Origin of the sequence: Spirillospora sp. NPDC048824 (assembly GCF_043198455.1) — a bacterium.
Classification (GTDB): Bacteria; Actinomycetota; Actinomycetes; order Streptosporangiales; family Streptosporangiaceae; genus Spirillospora.
Window position 1 is genome coordinate 502,965 of record NZ_JBICUS010000003.1, and the last position, 15,961, is coordinate 518,925.

Annotated in this window: 17 protein-coding genes; 7 read left to right on the top strand and 10 right to left on the bottom strand. The window is 72.3% G+C overall.

The window, feature by feature from the left end; all coding sequences use genetic code 11:
- The 3 genes from ACGFIS_RS08740 to ACGFIS_RS08750 form a co-directional block, all read right to left on the bottom strand.
- Nucleotides 1–2,115, bottom strand: coding sequence for a SpoIIE family protein phosphatase (locus ACGFIS_RS08740; protein ID WP_392902446.1), 2,115 nt, complete (start codon nt 2,113–2,115; stop codon nt 1–3).
- Nucleotides 2,116–2,249: 134 nt separating this feature from the next.
- Complete coding sequence (locus ACGFIS_RS08745) at nt 2,250–2,846, bottom strand: TetR/AcrR family transcriptional regulator (protein ID WP_392902444.1); 597 nt, start codon at nt 2,844–2,846, stop codon at nt 2,250–2,252.
- Nucleotides 2,843–4,429 (bottom strand): MFS transporter, encoded by a 1,587-nt coding sequence (locus tag ACGFIS_RS08750; RefSeq protein WP_392902442.1) that lies wholly within the window; start codon nt 4,427–4,429, stop codon nt 2,843–2,845. The genes ACGFIS_RS08745 and ACGFIS_RS08750 overlap by 4 nt, the downstream gene beginning before the upstream one ends.
- A 164-nt stretch (nt 4,430–4,593) precedes the next feature.
- Between ACGFIS_RS08750 and panB the strand changes: the two genes are divergently transcribed.
- Complete coding sequence (gene panB / locus ACGFIS_RS08755; RefSeq protein ID WP_392902440.1) at nt 4,594–5,445, top strand: 3-methyl-2-oxobutanoate hydroxymethyltransferase; 852 nt, start codon at nt 4,594–4,596, stop codon at nt 5,443–5,445.
- 84 nt (nt 5,446–5,529) lie between these two features.
- On the opposite strand, the gene ACGFIS_RS08760 is transcribed toward panB, so the two are convergent.
- Nucleotides 5,530–6,621 (bottom strand): potassium channel family protein, encoded by a 1,092-nt coding sequence (locus tag ACGFIS_RS08760; protein WP_392970059.1) that lies wholly within the window; start codon nt 6,619–6,621, stop codon nt 5,530–5,532.
- 23 nt (nt 6,622–6,644) lie between these two features.
- Nucleotides 6,645–7,349: an NADPH-dependent F420 reductase gene (gene npdG, locus ACGFIS_RS08765; RefSeq protein ID WP_392970062.1), complete on the bottom strand. Its 705-nt coding sequence runs from the start codon at nt 7,347–7,349 to the stop codon at nt 6,645–6,647.
- 121 nt (nt 7,350–7,470) lie between these two features.
- On the opposite strand from npdG, the gene ACGFIS_RS08770 reads away from it, so the two are divergent.
- Nucleotides 7,471–8,037 (top strand): hypothetical protein, encoded by a 567-nt coding sequence (locus ACGFIS_RS08770; protein ID WP_392902886.1) that lies wholly within the window; start codon nt 7,471–7,473, stop codon nt 8,035–8,037.
- A 14-nt stretch (nt 8,038–8,051) separates the two neighbouring features.
- Here the strand turns inward: ACGFIS_RS08770 and ACGFIS_RS08775 are convergent, their stop codons facing one another.
- The gene (locus ACGFIS_RS08775; RefSeq protein WP_392902433.1) at nt 8,052–8,231 is read right to left on the bottom strand and encodes a hypothetical protein; all 180 of its coding nucleotides are present in this window, start codon (nt 8,229–8,231) and stop codon (nt 8,052–8,054) included.
- 71 nt (nt 8,232–8,302) lie between these two features.
- Here ACGFIS_RS08775 and map point away from each other — a divergent pair, with 71 nt between their 5' ends.
- Genes map through ACGFIS_RS08790 form a run of 3 tightly spaced genes read left to right on the top strand, consistent with a single transcriptional unit; the run spans nt 8,303 to nt 10,933 of the window.
- A complete protein-coding gene (gene map, locus ACGFIS_RS08780) occupies nt 8,303–9,154 on the top strand; it encodes a type I methionyl aminopeptidase (RefSeq protein ID WP_392970065.1) in 852 nt (283 codons plus the stop codon).
- A 59-nt stretch (nt 9,155–9,213) separates the two neighbouring features.
- Nucleotides 9,214–9,903, top strand: coding sequence for a ComEA family DNA-binding protein (locus ACGFIS_RS08785; RefSeq protein WP_392902429.1), 690 nt, complete (start codon nt 9,214–9,216; stop codon nt 9,901–9,903).
- A 19-nt stretch (nt 9,904–9,922) separates the two neighbouring features.
- Nucleotides 9,923–10,933, top strand: coding sequence for a DNA polymerase ligase N-terminal domain-containing protein (locus tag ACGFIS_RS08790; RefSeq protein ID WP_392970068.1), 1,011 nt, complete (start codon nt 9,923–9,925; stop codon nt 10,931–10,933).
- Here ACGFIS_RS08790 and ACGFIS_RS08795 read toward each other — a convergent pair.
- Nucleotides 10,930–11,553, bottom strand: coding sequence for an NAD(P)-dependent oxidoreductase (locus tag ACGFIS_RS08795; protein WP_392970071.1), 624 nt, complete (start codon nt 11,551–11,553; stop codon nt 10,930–10,932). The genes ACGFIS_RS08790 and ACGFIS_RS08795 overlap by 4 nt on opposite strands.
- Before the next feature lie 85 nt (nt 11,554–11,638).
- On the opposite strand from ACGFIS_RS08795, the gene ACGFIS_RS08800 reads away from it, so the two are divergent.
- Both ACGFIS_RS08800 and ACGFIS_RS08805 read left to right on the top strand, forming a co-directional pair.
- Nucleotides 11,639–12,031 (top strand): winged helix-turn-helix transcriptional regulator, encoded by a 393-nt coding sequence (locus tag ACGFIS_RS08800; protein ID WP_392902423.1) that lies wholly within the window; start codon nt 11,639–11,641, stop codon nt 12,029–12,031.
- 100 nt (nt 12,032–12,131) lie between these two features.
- Nucleotides 12,132–12,848 (top strand): metal-dependent hydrolase, encoded by a 717-nt coding sequence (locus ACGFIS_RS08805; protein ID WP_392902421.1) that lies wholly within the window; start codon nt 12,132–12,134, stop codon nt 12,846–12,848.
- 9 nt (nt 12,849–12,857) lie between these two features.
- On the opposite strand, the gene ACGFIS_RS08810 is transcribed toward ACGFIS_RS08805, so the two are convergent.
- From ACGFIS_RS08810 to ACGFIS_RS08820, 3 genes are all read right to left on the bottom strand, one after another.
- Nucleotides 12,858–13,955, bottom strand: a complete 1,098-nt coding sequence (locus ACGFIS_RS08810; RefSeq protein ID WP_392902419.1) for a hypothetical protein — start codon at nt 13,953–13,955, stop codon at nt 12,858–12,860.
- Nucleotides 13,956–14,035: 80 nt separating this feature from the next.
- Nucleotides 14,036–14,692: a response regulator gene (locus ACGFIS_RS08815; RefSeq protein WP_392902417.1), complete on the bottom strand. Its 657-nt coding sequence runs from the start codon at nt 14,690–14,692 to the stop codon at nt 14,036–14,038.
- Nucleotides 14,689–15,921, bottom strand: coding sequence for a sensor histidine kinase (locus tag ACGFIS_RS08820; protein WP_392902415.1), 1,233 nt, complete (start codon nt 15,919–15,921; stop codon nt 14,689–14,691). The genes ACGFIS_RS08815 and ACGFIS_RS08820 overlap by 4 nt, the downstream gene beginning before the upstream one ends.
- Nucleotides 15,922–15,961 lie beyond the last annotated feature (40 nt).

Sequence of the window (15,961 nt, forward strand, 5' to 3'; positions counted from 1 at the left end):
CTATTCGCGGTGGTGGTTCTCGCCGGGCCAGGATTCGCCGGGCCAGCCGGAGACCTGCTCGGAGGCGTCGGGGTCGACGCCGGGGACGATCTGCTCGCACCAGACGACCTTGCCCGCCGCGGTCCGGCGGGTGCCCCAGCGGTGCGCGAGCTGGCTGACGACGAGGAGGCCGCGGCCGTTCTCGTCGTCGTCCTCGGCGCGGCGCAGGCGCGGCAGGGCGGCGGACCGGTCCAGCACCTCGCAGACGAGGGTGCGTTCCAGCAGGAGGCGCAACTCGATCGGGCCGGGCGCGTACCGCAGCGCGTTGGTGATCAGCTCGGACGTCAGCAGCTCGGTGGTGTACTCCAGCTCCTCCAGGCCCCACTCCCCCAGGCGGGTGCGGACGAGGCCGCGTGCGCGGCGGACGGCCGCCGGGTCGGCGGGCAGGGTCCAGGAGGCGTAGCGGTCCTCGGGGAGGCGGCGCAGGCGGGCGATGAGGACGGCGATGTCGTCGCGGTGCTGGTCGGCGTAGACACCGGCGAGGGTGGCCTTGGCGAGGTCCTCCATCGGGCGGTCGACGGATTCCGGCCCGAAGATCTTCTGGAGGCGGGCGAGGCCGTCGTCGATGTCGCGGCCGCGGTTCTCGACGAGGCCGTCGGTGTAGATGACGAAGAGGCTGCCGTCCTCGACGGTGAACTCGCGGCTCTCGATGGCGGCGCCGCCGGCGACGCCGAGCGGCGGGGCGGGCGGGACCTGCAGGTACTCGTTGTCGCCGGCGGGACCGGCCAGCAGCGGCGGCAGGTGGCCGGCGGAGGCGATCTCGATGGTGCCGGTCGTCGCGTCGTACACCGCGTACACGCAGGTGGCGAAGTGCGGTTCCTGCTCGCCCAGCTCGATCATCAGCTCGTGCATGACGTGCAGCGCGTCGGCGGGCGGCAGTTCCAGGTTGGCGAGGGTGTGCAGCGCGGTGCGCAGCCGTCCCATGGTGACGGCGGCGCGGACGCCGTGCCCGGCGACGTCGCCGACGATGAGGGCGACGCGGGCGCCGGGCAGCGCGATCGACTCGTACCAGTCACCGCCGACCTCGACGAGCTTGCTGCCGGGCAGGTAGCGGTGCCTGACCTCGACCGACGACGGCGCCGACAGCCGGTTCGGGAGCAGGCTGCGCTGCAGGGCGAGCGCGGTGGCCCGTTCGCGGCTGAACAGCCGGGCGTTGTCGATGACGATCGCGGCGCGGGCGGCGAATTCCATGCCGATCTCGACGTCGTAGGCGTCGAACTTGCGGAACCCGGGCACGCGGGTGCAGGCGATGAAGCCGAGCAGGGTGTCGCGGGCGATCATCGGGAGCAGCACCATCGACACGTCCGACAGCAGGTCGCCCACCGGGCCGCGCCGCCACAGCCGGGCGATCTCGGACGCGGCGCCCATGTCGACGTTCGGCAGGTGGACGGGCCGGGCGGTCTCCATGACCTCGCGGTACGGGGTGCCCTCGGGGAAGACGAGCACCTCGCCGACGGGGAACGTGGACGTCCACCCCGCGTTGCCGTCGTCGGAGGTGACGGCGATGCGGCGCAGCACCGCCGAGCCGGACTCGCTGTGCACCTCGTCGGCGGCGACCAGGCTCTCCAGCACCAGCACCGAGGCGACGTTGCAGTAGTGCGGGACGACGACGTCGACGAGGCCGCGGGCGGACTGGTCGAGGTCGAGGGACGCACCGAACCGGGTGACCTGGTCGTCCATCAGCGCGCGGCGCATGAGGGCCGGGTCCTGGTAGCGCTCGCTCGGCGGCAGCGCGACCCGGACGTACAGCAGGGCGGAGGGCGCCGAGCCCGCGTCGCCGACCATCGGCTGCGCGGTCACCACGGCGTCGGCGGACGTGCCGTCGCCGCGCAGCACGGTCATCACGCCGTTGCGCTCCTGGCCGACGTCGTTCGCTTCGAGGAGGGCCTCCAGCTCGGCTTTCGCCTCGTCCCCCACCAGGTCCGTCGCGGGACGGCCGATGAGGTCCTGGGGGGCGCGGCCGAGGACGGCCCGGGCGTTCGGTCCGCACTGCACGATCCGCCGGGAACCGTCGATGCCCAGGACAAGGGTCCGGGACGCGGAATCGGTGGCGGGCGCATCGCCACGCGGCGCCATCACTGATCTCACCTGACGCGCTCCAGACAGCCGGTCGTCTTAGCACTACCCAGCGACAGTATGGGGCATGACACCGTTTCCATGGGAGAAGATCACGCTTACCACGCCGAAAACCATTCGGCATTTGCCGCATATCAGTCCCGGACGGCTCCGATCCCCTTCAGGAGGGTGTCGACGACGGCGTCGGCGTACCCCTCCGGGACCGGCTCCCGGACCCTCCTCGGCGTCAGGGAGCCGACGAGCATCGACATCGCGACCTCCACGTCGAGGTCGGCGCGCAGTTCCCCTCCGGCGACCCCGCGGCGCAGCACGTCGCGGACGATCGCGCGGCGCGGCTCGATGATGTTCTCCTTGTAGCGGGCGTACAGTTCGGGGTGTTTCTCCGCGCTGCCGACGACGTTCCAGAAGCATCGGGAGTGCCGGCGTCCCCGCTCGGCGGCGAGCGCGCGGGCGATCTCGGTGAGGTCCTCCCGGACGGACGCGCCGGACGGCTCGGGCAGCGGGGCCTTCGCCGAGCCCAGCGCCTCCACGATCAGCGCCTCCTTGCTGGGCCAGCGCCGGTAGATGGTGGTCTTGCCGACGCCGGCGCGGGCGGCGACCGCCTCGATGGACACGCCCGCCACGCCCGACTCCCTGGCAAGCAGGTCGAGGGTCGCCTCGATGATGGCCTTCTCGGCCCGTTCGCTGCGGGGCCGTCCCGGCGCCCGGGTGCTCTTGGTCACGGCTCTCACACGCCGGCCTTCTCCTGCCGCCGCGGCGCGTCCGGCTCCGCGGCGGGCGCGGCGGGCGCGGGCGCGGGGCCGGTCGCGGCACGTCCCGGCATCCACCTGAAGACGACGACGGCGCCGACGAAGGCGACGACGGCTGCGGCCGCCGACGCGGTGTGCATGGCGTGCACGAACGCGGCGTTGGCGGGTTCGATGAGGCCCTGCCCGGAGGCGCCCATCTGGGCGGCGACGCCGTGCGCGCCCTCGATGGACTCACCGGCGGCCTCCCGCACGCCCTCGGGCAGCGCGGCGAGGTCGCCGTGCAGGTCGCGGCGGTAGACGGACGCGACGACGGAGCCGAGCACGGCGACGCCCATCGCGACCGCGACCTGCCGGGCGACGTTGTTGATGGCCGACCCGGCGCCCGCCTTCTCGCGGGGCAGCGCGGACATGACCGACTCGGTCGCGGGCGGCATCACGTTGGCCATCCCGGCGCCCTGCACGAAGAAGATCACGCCGAGGATCCACATCGGGGTGTCGGTGCCGATGAAGTGGTAGCTCGCCAGCGCGGCGGCGACCAGCACCATCCCGGTCGTGCAGACGGCCTTGGCGCCGAAGCGGCGGACCATGACGGCGCTGCGCGCGGAGAAGATGAGCTGGGCCGCGGCGAACGGCAGCAGCATCGCGCCCGCCGCCAGCGGGACCATGCCGCGCACCGACTGCATGTAGAAGTTGGCGAAGAAGAACACGCCGGACGCCGCGAAGAAGCACAGCGCGATGGACGCGACGGCGGCCGACAGCCGCGGGTCCCTGAACAGCCGGACGTCGAAGGCCGGGGAGTCGCTGCGGGCCTCGTGCAGGACGAACAGCGCGAGGACGGCGAAGCCCGCGAGGATCGGGCCGACCACGGGCGGCTCCAGCCAGTTCCCCGTTTCGCCGCCGCGGATGATGCCGTACGACAGGACGACCAGGCCGACGACCGACAGCAGCACGCCGAGCGGGTCGAGCCGTCCGGGCTTCGGGTTGCGCGAGTCGGGCACCAGGAACACCATCAGCGCGATGCCCACCGCGATGACCGGCACGTTGACCAGGAAGACCGAGCCCCACCAGAAGTGGGCGAGCAGCAGGCCGCCGGTGAGCGGGCCGATGGCGATGGCGAGGCCGACCGCGCCGGCCCAGATGCCGATGGCGCGGGCGCGCTCGTGCGGTTCGAAGACGTTGGTGATGATCGACAGCGTCTGCGGCATGATCGCGGCCCCGCCGAGGCCCATCAGCGCGCGGGCATAGATGAGCTGGTCCGGGGTCTGCGCGTACGCCGACACCAGCGAGGCGAGCGCGAACACCGCCATCCCGCCGATCAGGACCCGCTTGCGCCCGAGCCGGTCGCCGATCACGCCGAAGGTGAACAGGAGGCCCGCGAAGACCAGCGTGTAGGAGTTGATGGACCACTCGAGCTCGCTCTGCGTCGCGCCGAGGCCCTTGACCGGGTCGGCGATGGTCTTCAGCGCGACGTTGAGGATGGTGTTGTCGAGCACCACCACCAGCAGGCTCATGGTCAGCACGCCGAGGATGTACCAGCGGCGCCGCTGGATCGCGGGGGAGTCCATATGGATACGCAACGGTACCGTTTCGGATTCCATTCCCGGCCGGGTGGTGTGTGGCGGACGTCACGATCCGGGAATGGCGGGGGCTACCAGAATCGTTCTCGAAGTGGCACGATCGGTTCCGTCTGGGTACGCCACCGTGGCGCCTCAAGACCGGAGGTTCTCGCATGTCTTCTTCTGTCGCACCCCCAGCGCAGCCGACCGCACTGTACGGCGGTACGAGCGGGCGGAGGGTCACCGTACGCGACATCGCGGCCGCCAAGGAGCGGCACGAGAAGTGGCCGATGCTCACCGCCTACGACGCGCTCACCGCGCGGATCTTCGACGAGGCCGGCATCCCCGTGCTGCTCGTCGGCGACTCCGCCGCGATGGTCGTGTACGGCTACGACTCGACCATCCCCGTCACCGTGGACGACCTGATCCCGCTCACCGCGGCCGTCGTCCGCGGCTCCAAGCGCGCCATGGTCGTCGCCGACCTGCCGTTCGGCTCGTACCAGACGGGCGTCCCCGAGGCGCTGTCGGCCGCCACCCGGTTCCTCAAGGAGACCGGCGCGCACGCGGTCAAGCTGGAAGGCGGCCGCCGGGTCATCCCGCAGGCCGAGGCGATGGTCTCCGCGGGCATCCCGGTGATGGGCCACCTCGGCCTGACCCCGCAGTCGGTGAACGTCTTCGGCGGCTACCGGGTGCAGGGCCGCGGCCAGGACGGCGACGAGCTGATGGCGGACGCGAAGGCCCTCGAAGCGGCCGGCGCGTTCTCCGTCGTGCTCGAATGCGTCCCCGAGGACCTCGCGGCCCGCGTCACCGCGTCCCTGTCCATCCCGACGATCGGCATCGGCGGCGGCAACCAGACCGACGCGCAGGTCCTCGTCTGGCAGGACATGGCCGGGCTCACCCCGCACACCGCGAAGTTCGTCAAGAAGTTCGCCGACATGAACGGCCTGCTCAGCGATGCCGCGCGCAGCTACGCCGAAGAGGTCGTGAGCGGCGTTTACCCGGCACCCGAGCACACCTACCACTAGATTCCCGGCCGCATCCCGGTCCCGCCGCCGCCGTGGCGGCGGCGTGGCCGGTCCGGCCGGCGGACCACTCCCCCGCGGGAACGGTCAGGCGCCGTTCTCGTGGCGGCCGTTGTCGCGGGCCTCGGCCTCGCCGGATTCGGGCGACGCCCGCCGCTCCCGCTGGGAGCGCACCACGATCAGCCGGTCGCCGGTGTGGAGGTCCGCGCATGCGGGGTGGTCGAACGGCAGAAGCCGGCCGTCCCGCACCACCGCGAGCACCGGCTCGCCCACCGCCCCGGCCGGCCCGCCGGCCTCGTCCGGGCGCACCTCGCGCTCCGTCAGGTCCATGCCGCTGCCCTGGTCGAGCAGATCCTCGATGACCTGGCCGACGTTCGGCTGGCTGGTGGACACTCCGAGCAGCCGCCCGGCCGCCTCCGAGGACGTCACCACGTGGTCGGCGCCGGACTGCCGCAGCAGCGGGACGTTCTCGGACTCGCGCACCGACGCCTGGATGCCGGCGTGCGGGTTGAGCTGCCGCGCCGTCAGGGTGACCAGCACGGCCGTGTCGTCGCGGGCGCTGGCGACGACGATCTCCCGGGCCCGCGCGACCGCCGCCTGCCTGAGCACCGAGCTGCGGGTGGCGTCCCCGACGATGCCGACGAACCCGGCCTCCGCCGCCTCGGCCACCACGCGCGGGTCCGGGTCCACGACGACGATCGACTCGCGGCTCACGCCGGTGCTGAGCAGGGTCTTGATGGCACTGCGGCCCTTCGTGCCGTAGCCGGCCACCACGATGTGGTCGCGCACGCGTGTCCTCCAGCGGGCCTTGCGCCAGTCTTGGCGGGTGCGTTCCGCCAGCACCTCAAGGGTCGTGCCCACGAGGACGATGAGGAACAGCACCCGCGCGGGCGTGATGAAGAGAATGTTGACCAGCCGGGCGGATTCGCTGACCGGCGTGATGTCGCCGTAGCCCGTGGTCGAGATGGTCACCGTGGCGTAATAGAAGGCGTCCAGCAGCGACAGCGTTCCGTTCGCGCCGTCGCGGTACCCGTCGCGGTCGGCGTACACGGCGGCGACCGTCGCGAAGAGCAGCAGCAGAGCGACCCCGACCCGCTTGGCGACGGCGCGCAGCGGCCCCGTCCGGGCCGAGGGCAGCAGGACGAGCGGCCCTTTCGCCGCCTCCGGATCGTTCACCATCGGCACCGTACCGGGTCGGACGATCAGACGTCGGTGATGCGCAGCCCCGCGTGTGCCTTGTAGCGGCGGTTCATCGAGATGAGGTTGGCGGTGAACGCCTCGATCTGGCCGGCGTTGTGCAGCCTGCCGCCGTAGACGCCGCGCATGCCGGGGATCCGGCCGGCCAGGGACTGGACGAGGTCGGTCGCCTCCCGGTCGTTGCCGAGGACGAGCACGTCCAGTTCCATCTCGTCCACCCCGGGGTCGAGCAGCAGCTTCGCGGAGACGTGGTGGAACGCGGCGACGACACGGCTGCCGGTCAGGACGGCGGCGGCCTGCTCGGCGGCGCTGCCCTCCTCGACGGGCAGCGCGAACGCGCCCTTGCCCTTTTCGAAGCCGAGCGGGTTCACGCAGTCAACGACGATCTTGCCGGCCAGCTCGTCGCGCAGGGACTCCAGCGTGGCCTTGTGGCCCTCCCACGGCACCGCGACGATCACGACGTCGGACCCCTGGGCGACGACCGGGTTCTCGGCGCCGGACACGGGAAGGTCCGCGCGCTCACCGGCGAGGTCGTCGGCGGCCTGCTGGGCGCGCTCGGCCTTGCGCGACCCGATCGTCACCCGGTGGCCGGCGAGCGCGAACCGGCGCGCGAGGCCCTTGCCCTGGTCCCCGGTGCCGCCGAGGATGCCGATCGACAGGCCGCTCGCGTCGGGGAGGTCGTAGGGCGTCTTCTGCTGCTGCTCCGTCATGCGGCCGAGTCTGCCAGGCGGCCTTCCGGGCGCCTCGCCCCGGGCTCCCACATCGCGGAACCGTCCTGCTCAAGGCGTCCGGTTGCGGCACCATGGTCCCGTGGACGCCGAGCAGATCACCATGTTGCGCGAGGTGCTGTCGGCCACGGGCTGGCTGGAGCGGACCCGGGAGTTCGGCCGCGCGCTGCGCGTCACGTCCCGGACGCCGGGCGGGCTGCTGCTGGTCGGGACCCCCGGCGGCGACCCATGGCATCTCGCGGCCCACCTGGACGACGAGAGCCGCCTCGCCGACGTCCCCGGCCTGGCCCCCACGCTGGTGCGCTGGAAACCGCCGGCGGACGCGCCCGCGCATCTGAAGATCGGCCTGGAGCGGCTCGAAGCGGCACGGCGCGGCGAGACGCTGTTCGTCGTCGCCGAGGAGGACGCGCCCGTCCCGCTGCTGGAGCGGGTGGACGACGCGCGCCGCACGGGCGCGACCGTCCTCGCCCTGGAGGGCGGCGACCGCGAGCTTCGCGGCCTCGCCCATGAGGCGCTGACCGTCCCGCCGCGGGAGGCGCTCCTGTCGTTCGACGGCGCGCAGCACCTGGTCAGCGCGGCGGCGGGCGAGGAGCCCGCGAGGAGTCCCCGCGGGCTCCGGCGCCGCCTCGCCAGGCTGCTCGACACGGTGTCGGGCCCGACCGTCGACTGACCCGGCCGGCCGGGTTACTCTTCTCCGTTCTGCCTGCGCCACGTCTCGTTGCGCTCGCGCGCCAGGGCGAGGGCACCCGCCGCGTCGCTCTCGGTCTCGTACGGGCCCATCCGGTCCTTGCCGGGGCAGCCGGGTCCGTGCTCGACCTTCATGTGCTTCAGGCAGAACCACCAGTCACCGTCGTCGCCGGCCATCGGCGCTCCTCTCGAATGTGCGCTCGGCACGGGATTCGTTGCCGCGATCCCGCTGACTACACTCCATCACTATGACGACCCAGCTACTCCGGCCCGGACACGTTTCCCCCATGCGCAAGGTCCCGGCGACCATTCCGCGCCCGGAGTACGTGGGGAAGAAGCGCCCGAAGACCGGTGAGCCCGACGTCAAGACGCCCGAGATCATCGAGCGGATGCGGGTGGCGGGGAAGATCGCCGCACAGGCGCTGCAGGAGGTCGGCAGGCACGTCCGGCCGGGCGTCACGACCGACGAGCTGGACGTCATCGGGCACGAGTTCATGCTCGACCACGGCGCGTACCCGTCCACGCTCGGCTACCGCGGGTTCCCCAAGTCGCTGTGCACCTCGATCAACGAGGTGATCTGCCACGGCATCCCGGACGACACCGTCCTGCGCGACGGCGACATCATCAACGTCGACATCACCGCGTTCATCGACGGCGTCCACGGCGACACCGACGCGACGTTCCTGTGCGGCGACGTGGACGAGGAGTCGCGGCTGCTGGTGGAGCGCACCCGCGAGGCGGCCATGCGGGGCATCCGCGCGGTCAAGCCGGGACGGGCGCTGAACGTGATCGGGCGGGTCATCGAGTCCTACGCCAAGCGGTTCGGGTACGGGGTCGTGCGCGACTTCACCGGCCACGGGATCGGCACGACGTTCCACTCCGGGCTGGTCGTCCCGCACTACGACGACCCGAGCGCCACGACGATCATCGAGCCGGGGATGACGTTCACGGTCGAGCCGATGCTGACGCTCGGTACCCACGACTACGACATGTGGAAGGACGGCTGGACGGTCGTCACCAAGGACCGCAGGCGCACCGCCCAGTTCGAGCACACCCTGCTGGTGACCGAGGACGGCCACGAAATCCTCACCCTGCCGTGACGCACCTCTTGATCTAGAGTCCGATTCGCCCCCTTATCCGGCCGGGAGACTCTCTAGAGATGAACGCCCCAGCGCCGTACGAGCCGCGGGTTCCGTCCGACAGCATGCCGCCGGGGCGCGCGGCGCTGAGCGTGACGTGGGCGGCGCTGCCGTTCCTGACCCTCGGCTACGCCACCCCGTTCACGTTCGCCGCGGCCGCGCTGTGGCGGCGCAGCGTGCATCTGCTGCTGTCCACGGCCGCCTACCTCGGCGTGTTCGCGGTGATGCTGTACCTGCTGCCCGGCATGGGCGAGGACGACGGCACCGAACGGACGGTCGGCGTGCTGCTGTTCGTCCTCGCGGTGGTGGGCTGCGCGCACGCGTTCATCATCCGCCGCCGCGTGTTCGACCCGCACGGGCTGTCCGCGGTCGACAACGAGGCCGTCGTGGAGCGGGTCAAGCGGCGGCGGCTGCTGCGGGACAAGGCGCGCGAGCTGGCGGCGGACGATCCGGGTCTCGCCAAGGAGCTGCGGATCGGGCGTCCCGACCTGCCGCGCCAGTACAACGACGGCGGGCTGGTCGACGTCAACCACGCCCCGGCGGAGGCGCTGACGCTGCTGCCCGGCATCACCCCGGACCTCGCCGCGAAGATCGAGCGGGTGCGGGCCGAGACGGGCGGGTTCATGTCCGCGGAGGAGCTGTCCGCGGTGGCGGGCCTGCCGGCGGCCCTCACCGGCGAGGTCGCCGACTACGCCGTCTTCATCCGTTGATCTCGGGTACGGAACGGGCGTGACCCCTGAGAAGCGGAAGAACGGCGACCGGCTGGCGGAGTACCGCGGCAAGCGCGACCGGGAACGGACACCGGAGCCCGTTCCCGAGGAGAGGGCGCTGCCGCACGGTGACGACGACACGTTCGTCGTCCAGGAGCATCACGCGAGCAGCCTGCACTGGGACCTGCGGTTCGAACGCGACGGGGTGCTGGTCTCGTGGGCCGTCCCGAAGGGCCTGCCGTGGAGCCCGGAGACCAACCATCTCGCCGTGCACACCGAGGACCACCCGCTGGAGTACGCCACGTTCGAGGGCGACATCCCGAAGGAGGAGTACGGCGGCGGCAAGGTGATCCTCTGGGATCGCGGGACGTACGAGACGGAGAAGTGGTCCGAGCGCGAGGTGAAGGTCGTCATCCACGGCTCGCGGGTCTCCGGCCGGTACGTGCTGTTCCGGACGCGCGGCAGGAACTGGATGATCCACCGGATGGACCCGCCCGCCGACCCGGACGCCGAGCCGCTGCCGGAGTCGCTGCGTCCCATGCGTCCGGTGGAGAGGGCCCGGCTGCCGCGCGACCAGGACGCGTGGGGTTTCGAGTTCGCGTGGGGCGGCAGGCGGACGGCCGCCTACGTCGAGGGCGGCCGGACCCGGTTCACCGACGGCCGGGGCCGCCCCGTCGACGGCCCGGGCGGTCTCGGGTCCCGCCTCGGCGCCGCGCTCGGCGCCCGGCCCGCGCTGCTGGACGGTGAGCTGGCCGTCCTCGACGGCCGCGAAACCTACATGATCTTCGACGTGCTGCATCTGGACGGGCGGCCGCTGCTGGACGTCCCGTACCGGGAGCGCCGGGAGACGCTGGACGGCCTCGGCCTGTGGGGTCCGCTGTGGCAGACCGCGCCGTGGTTTCCCGGCGACGGCGACGCCGTCCGCGCCGCGGCGGGCGAGCAGGGCCTGCCCGGCGTGGTCGCCAAGCGCCTGGACTCCCCGTACGAGCCGGGCGAGGAGTCCGGCGCCTGGCGTTCGGTTCCGTCCTAGTAGGCGACCGTGATCCTTTGGCGGACGGCGTTGTTCTTCTCGAGCTCGTCGACCAGCGCGATGGCGTAGTCCTCGGCGCTGATGGCGCTGTTGCCGTCGGCGTCGCTGAGGAACCGGTCTCCGCCCAGGCGGAACTCACCGGTGCGCTCCCCCGGCTCGATCACCGCCGCGGGCGAGATGTAGGTCCAGTCGAGGTCGCCGGCCTCCGCCCGGATGACGCCGAGCTGTTCCGCCGCCGCGAGCGCCTCGCTTTTGTACTCGGCGGGGAAGCCGGGCGTGTCCACGAGCCGGACGCCGGGCGCGATCTCCAGGCTTCCCGCGCCGCCCACCACGATCAGCCTGCGGACGTCCGCCCGCCGCAGCCCGTCGAGGACGCCTCGCGTGGTGGCGAGCAGCGGGCCGGTCGTCTCCGAACCGTCGCGGGGCGGCGGGACCGACAGCACGGCGGCGTCGTGGCCCTTGGCAAGCGCGGCGATCGCCTCGGTGTCGCGCGCCTCGGCCCTGGCCGTGCCCTCGTTCCCGCTCCGGGTGACGCCGGTGACCTCGTGGCCGCGCCGGCGCGCCTCGTCCGCGACCCGCCTCCCGATCATCCCGGTCGCGCCGATCAGCAGAATCCTCATGTGACCTCCTAGAACGCTGTCGGTACAGGACGGTATCCATTGGATACTGGTTACTTCAACGTTCCATTGGTACCCTCTGGAAACCATGAGAGGCGACGCGTTCGACCCCGACTGCCCGACCCGGCTCGTCCTGGACCGCATCGGCGACAAATGGTCCGTGCTGGTGGTGCTCGGCCTGTGCGACGGGCCGCGCCGCTTCACGCAGATCCGCGACATGATCGGCGGCGTCACCCCCAAGGTCCTCACCCAGACGCTCCGCGCGATGGAACGCGACGGCCTCCTCACCCGGACGGTCTTCGCCGAGGTCCCGCCCCGGGTCGAATACGCGCTGACGCCCTTGGGCCGCTCCCTGCGAACCCCCATCGAGGCCATCACGCGATGGGCCGAGGAGAACGTCGAAGCCGTCGTCGCGGCCCGCGACCGCCACGCCGCCCTGAGCGGAACCGGGGCGGGGTTTCCCGCATCCAAACGGACGTAACGCCCGGTTCGGCGCGTCGCCGCTGAAAACGATCAGTAGCGGGCTAGAGTCCCGCTCTGAAACCGGGCGGTGGACGCGCTGGAAGGCGGGGGAACGGCAGATGATGGGCAAGACGCACGCCCTCAGCGGCGCGCTGGTGTGGCTGGCGGCCGTGCCGGTGCTCGCGCAGGAGCGACTGCTCGGCGACTACGCGGTGTCGCTGTCGGTGGAGCAGGTCGCCGCGGGCGCCGTGGTGTGCGCGGGAGCGGCACTCCTGCCCGACATCGACCACCACAACGGCCGCATCGCCAACACGTTCGGGCCCATCACCGGCCACATGTGCAAATGGATCGGGAAGATCTCGGGCGGGCACCGGCAGGCGACCCACTCGATCCTGTTCGCCGTGGGCATCGGCTGGACGATGGACATCCTCGCCACCCACTACGTCTACGCCTGGTGGGCCTGCCTGTTCATGATCGTCGGCCTGGGGCTGCGCGGCGTCGGCCTGGACTTCGAGGGCAAAGAGCCCCAGTCCGCGCTGGCCGACTGCGCGCTCGCCCTCATCGCCGTCTGGCTGATGCACAAGATCGACATGAGCTTCGCGGGGTACGCGGTCACGCTCGGCTGCCTGGCGCACGTCGCCGGCGACTGCCTGACACCGCGGGGATGCCCGGTGTTCTGGCCGCTGCGGTGGCGCCTCGACGTCCCCGTCGTCCCGAGGACGGACGGCAAGGTGGAGCGCTTCGTGGTGATGCCCGTCCTCACCCTCGGCATCGCCGTCCTCGCCGTCCGCTCGGTCCTCGGCGACGTCACCGCCCAGTGGCTCACCCGCGGCTGACCCGGAGGCTCAGTAGCGGGTCACCAGGGCGATGCGGCCGTGGTCGACCAGGAAGCCGTCCGAGACGAACGTGACCTCGCCGCCGTACTCCAGCGTCGACTCGATGACGTCGTCCACGGCGTCGTCGACCACGTCCGCGCCCTTCAGGACGCCGGGCATGCCGTCCACCGGGACGAGTTCGCCGCGGGACTTCACAGCGGGCGCGTAGTAGCCGCGCTCGACGACCAGATGCTCGCCGCGGCCCTCCTCGACCAGCCGCGTGACCTCGCAGAGACCGCCCGCGTACCGCTGGATGCTGCGCGCGGCCTCCAGTTCGGACAGCACGCCCACCTCGCGGAGGTCCTCGTAGGCGGCGAGCGCCGGACGGGCCGCCTCGGCGAGCGTGCTGGGCGCGGCACCCTCGTAGCTGCCGTCGACGCGTCCCGCGACGACCGTGTGAGGGCCCGCCACCTCGTCGAACAGCGCCTGGTGCCGGGTGACGCCGGCGACGATCAGGGGACGGCGGTCGTGCGCGAGGATCCGGTCGACGGCGTGCGCCACGTCCCGGACGGCCTGCCGGTGCCGTGCCGCGTCGCCGCCCTGCGCGGCGCGCCGCGACTGCTTCCCGGAGCCCGCCTCGTCGATCGGCTCCGGCACGGCGGGAAAACCGCCGCCGACGTGCTCGGTCAGGTCGCCGTCGTGGCCGTTCCACAGCCGCGTCCGCTGGTCCGACAGTGACAGCAGCCAGTAGCGGGGGGTGCGGGTGAAGTCGGCGACGAGGTCGCGGGTGGCGAAGCCGGTGTCGACGACCACCCGCTCGTCAACGGGCTGGCCGATCGTGAACGCGTGGTGCTCCCCGTCGGGCGCGGCGAACAGCACCAGCCCGTCGGAGGCGTGCCGCAGGTCGACCTCGTTCGCGGCGCGCTCCAGTCCGCGGACGACGTTGTCGGCGGCGTCGGACGCCACCCGGGTGTCGTCGTGCAGCCGCCGCCGCACCTCCGCCAGCAGGTTGCGCAGCCGGATCGGGTCCTGCCGGTTCTCCGGGAGGGACCGGTGCGTCGGCATCAGCACCGACACGGCCGGGTAGGTCCTCGGCTTGCGCAGTTCGGACAGGGTCGCGGCGTCCATGATCCCCCGATCGTCGGACTTGTTCGCTTCTGACTCCGTTGTAGCTACTCGCAGGTAAACGACGCGTAAGGACCGGTTCATCAGCCCGGTGTGATGAAGGCCGTCTCGTACGCGAGGATCACCGCCTGGGTGCGATCGCGGGCCTGGAGTTTGGCCAGGATGTTGCCCACGTGCGTCTTCACCGTCTGCGGGCTCACGTACAGCTCCCGGGCGATCTCGGCGTTCGAGCGCCCCTTGGCCATCAGCCGCAGGACGTCCCCCTCCCGCTCGGTGAGCTGCTCATGCCAGCGCGCCCCGTCCGCCGAGCGGCCGGACGTGCCGTGCAGGGCGGCCAGTTCCCGGATCGCCGCGGGGAACAGCAGGCTGTCGCCGTGCGCGACCATCCGGATCGCCTGGAGGATCTCCTCCGGCCGCGTCCGCTTGAGCAGGAAGCCGTTCGCGCCCGCCTTCAGCGCGTCGTAGACGTACTCGTCGTTCTCGAACGTGGTGACGACGATGATCCGGGGCGGCTCCGGCACGGTCTCCAGGATGTGGCGGGTCGCCTGGATGCCGTCGAGCCGGGGCATCCGCACGTCCATCAGGATCACGTCGGGACGCAGCCGTTTCACCTCGCCCGGCACCTCCGACCCGTCGGACGCCTCACCGACCACGGTCAGGTCGTCCTCGGCGCCGATGATGGCCGCGAGGCCCGCCCGGATCAGCCGCTCGTCGTCGACCAGCAGAACCTTGATCGTCATGTTCCGGACCTTAGCGGCAGTGACACGTGGAAACGCCAGAGATCCCCGTCCGGCCCGGCGGTCATCTCGCCGCGCAGCACGGTGACGCGCTCGCGGACGCCGCCGAGGCCGCGCCCGCCGCCGTGGTCGGCGCCGTCGCCGCGCGGCGCGCCGAGCGGATTGCTCATCTCCATCTCCAGCCTCTCCCCCTCGATCCCGAGCCGCAGCCGCACCGGAACCTTCCCGGCGTGCCGCAGCGCGTTCGTCAGCCCCTCCTGGACGATCCGGTACGTCTCGCGCGACACCGCGGCCGGGACCCGCCCCACCTCGGGGCCGACCTCCGCGTCGATCTTCACCCCGGCGATCCTCGTCTGCTCCAGCAGCCGCCCGAGATCGCTCAGGGTGGCCTGCGGCGCGGGACGGGACGCGGCGTCCTCACGCAGCAGCCCCAGCACATGGTCGAGGTCCTCCAGCGCGGCGCGGGCCGACTCCTCGATGGCGCCGAGCGCCTCCCGGGCGAACGCCGGGTCGCTGTCGAGCACCCGTCCCGCCGCCCCGGCCTGCAGCGTCACCACGCTCAGGGCGTGCCCCACCGAGTCGTGCAACTCCCTGGCCAGCCGGTTGCGTTCGGCCAGCTTGACGGCCTTGGCCTCCATGTCGGCGAGCCGCTCGGCGGCGGACGGCCCGAGGAGCCACGGCGCCAGCCGGGACAGCAGTGTGCCCGCACCCACGATCAGCGCGAGGAGCACCGCCATCGACGCCAGCCCGATCGGCGGCGCGGCCCACTGGTGCCAGGTCTCGCGCAGCCCCAGCGACTCCAGGAACCGGGTATCCCAGTTCACCACCGGCGCGACGATCATCACGAGCGCGAACGGCGGCACCGCCAGGCTCAGCCCGCTGACCACCACGCCCACCGCCAGGTGCAGGCTGAACCACGCCCCGGCCCGGAGCCGGCTCTCCCACGACCGCGCCGGCCCCGGCACGACGGCCGTTGCCGGGCCCCTGAGAAGCTCCTTGGCGAGGGCCCCCTCCAGCAGCCGCACCGTCGGCACCAGCCCGGTGACGAACGTCGCCGCCGCCGGCATGACGAGCAGCGACAGCACCAGCATGACCACGACGTTCCCGACCAGGGCCGGGACGATGGTGACCCCGAGGAACCAGTACGGCATCAGCAGCGCGCCGCCCACCACCAGATGGGACCAGCGCTGCCAGGTCGTCCGGTCGACCAACGGCCGCAGCACACGTCTCACACCCCCGATCCTGGCAGACCGGGCCGCCCGCCCACTCCCC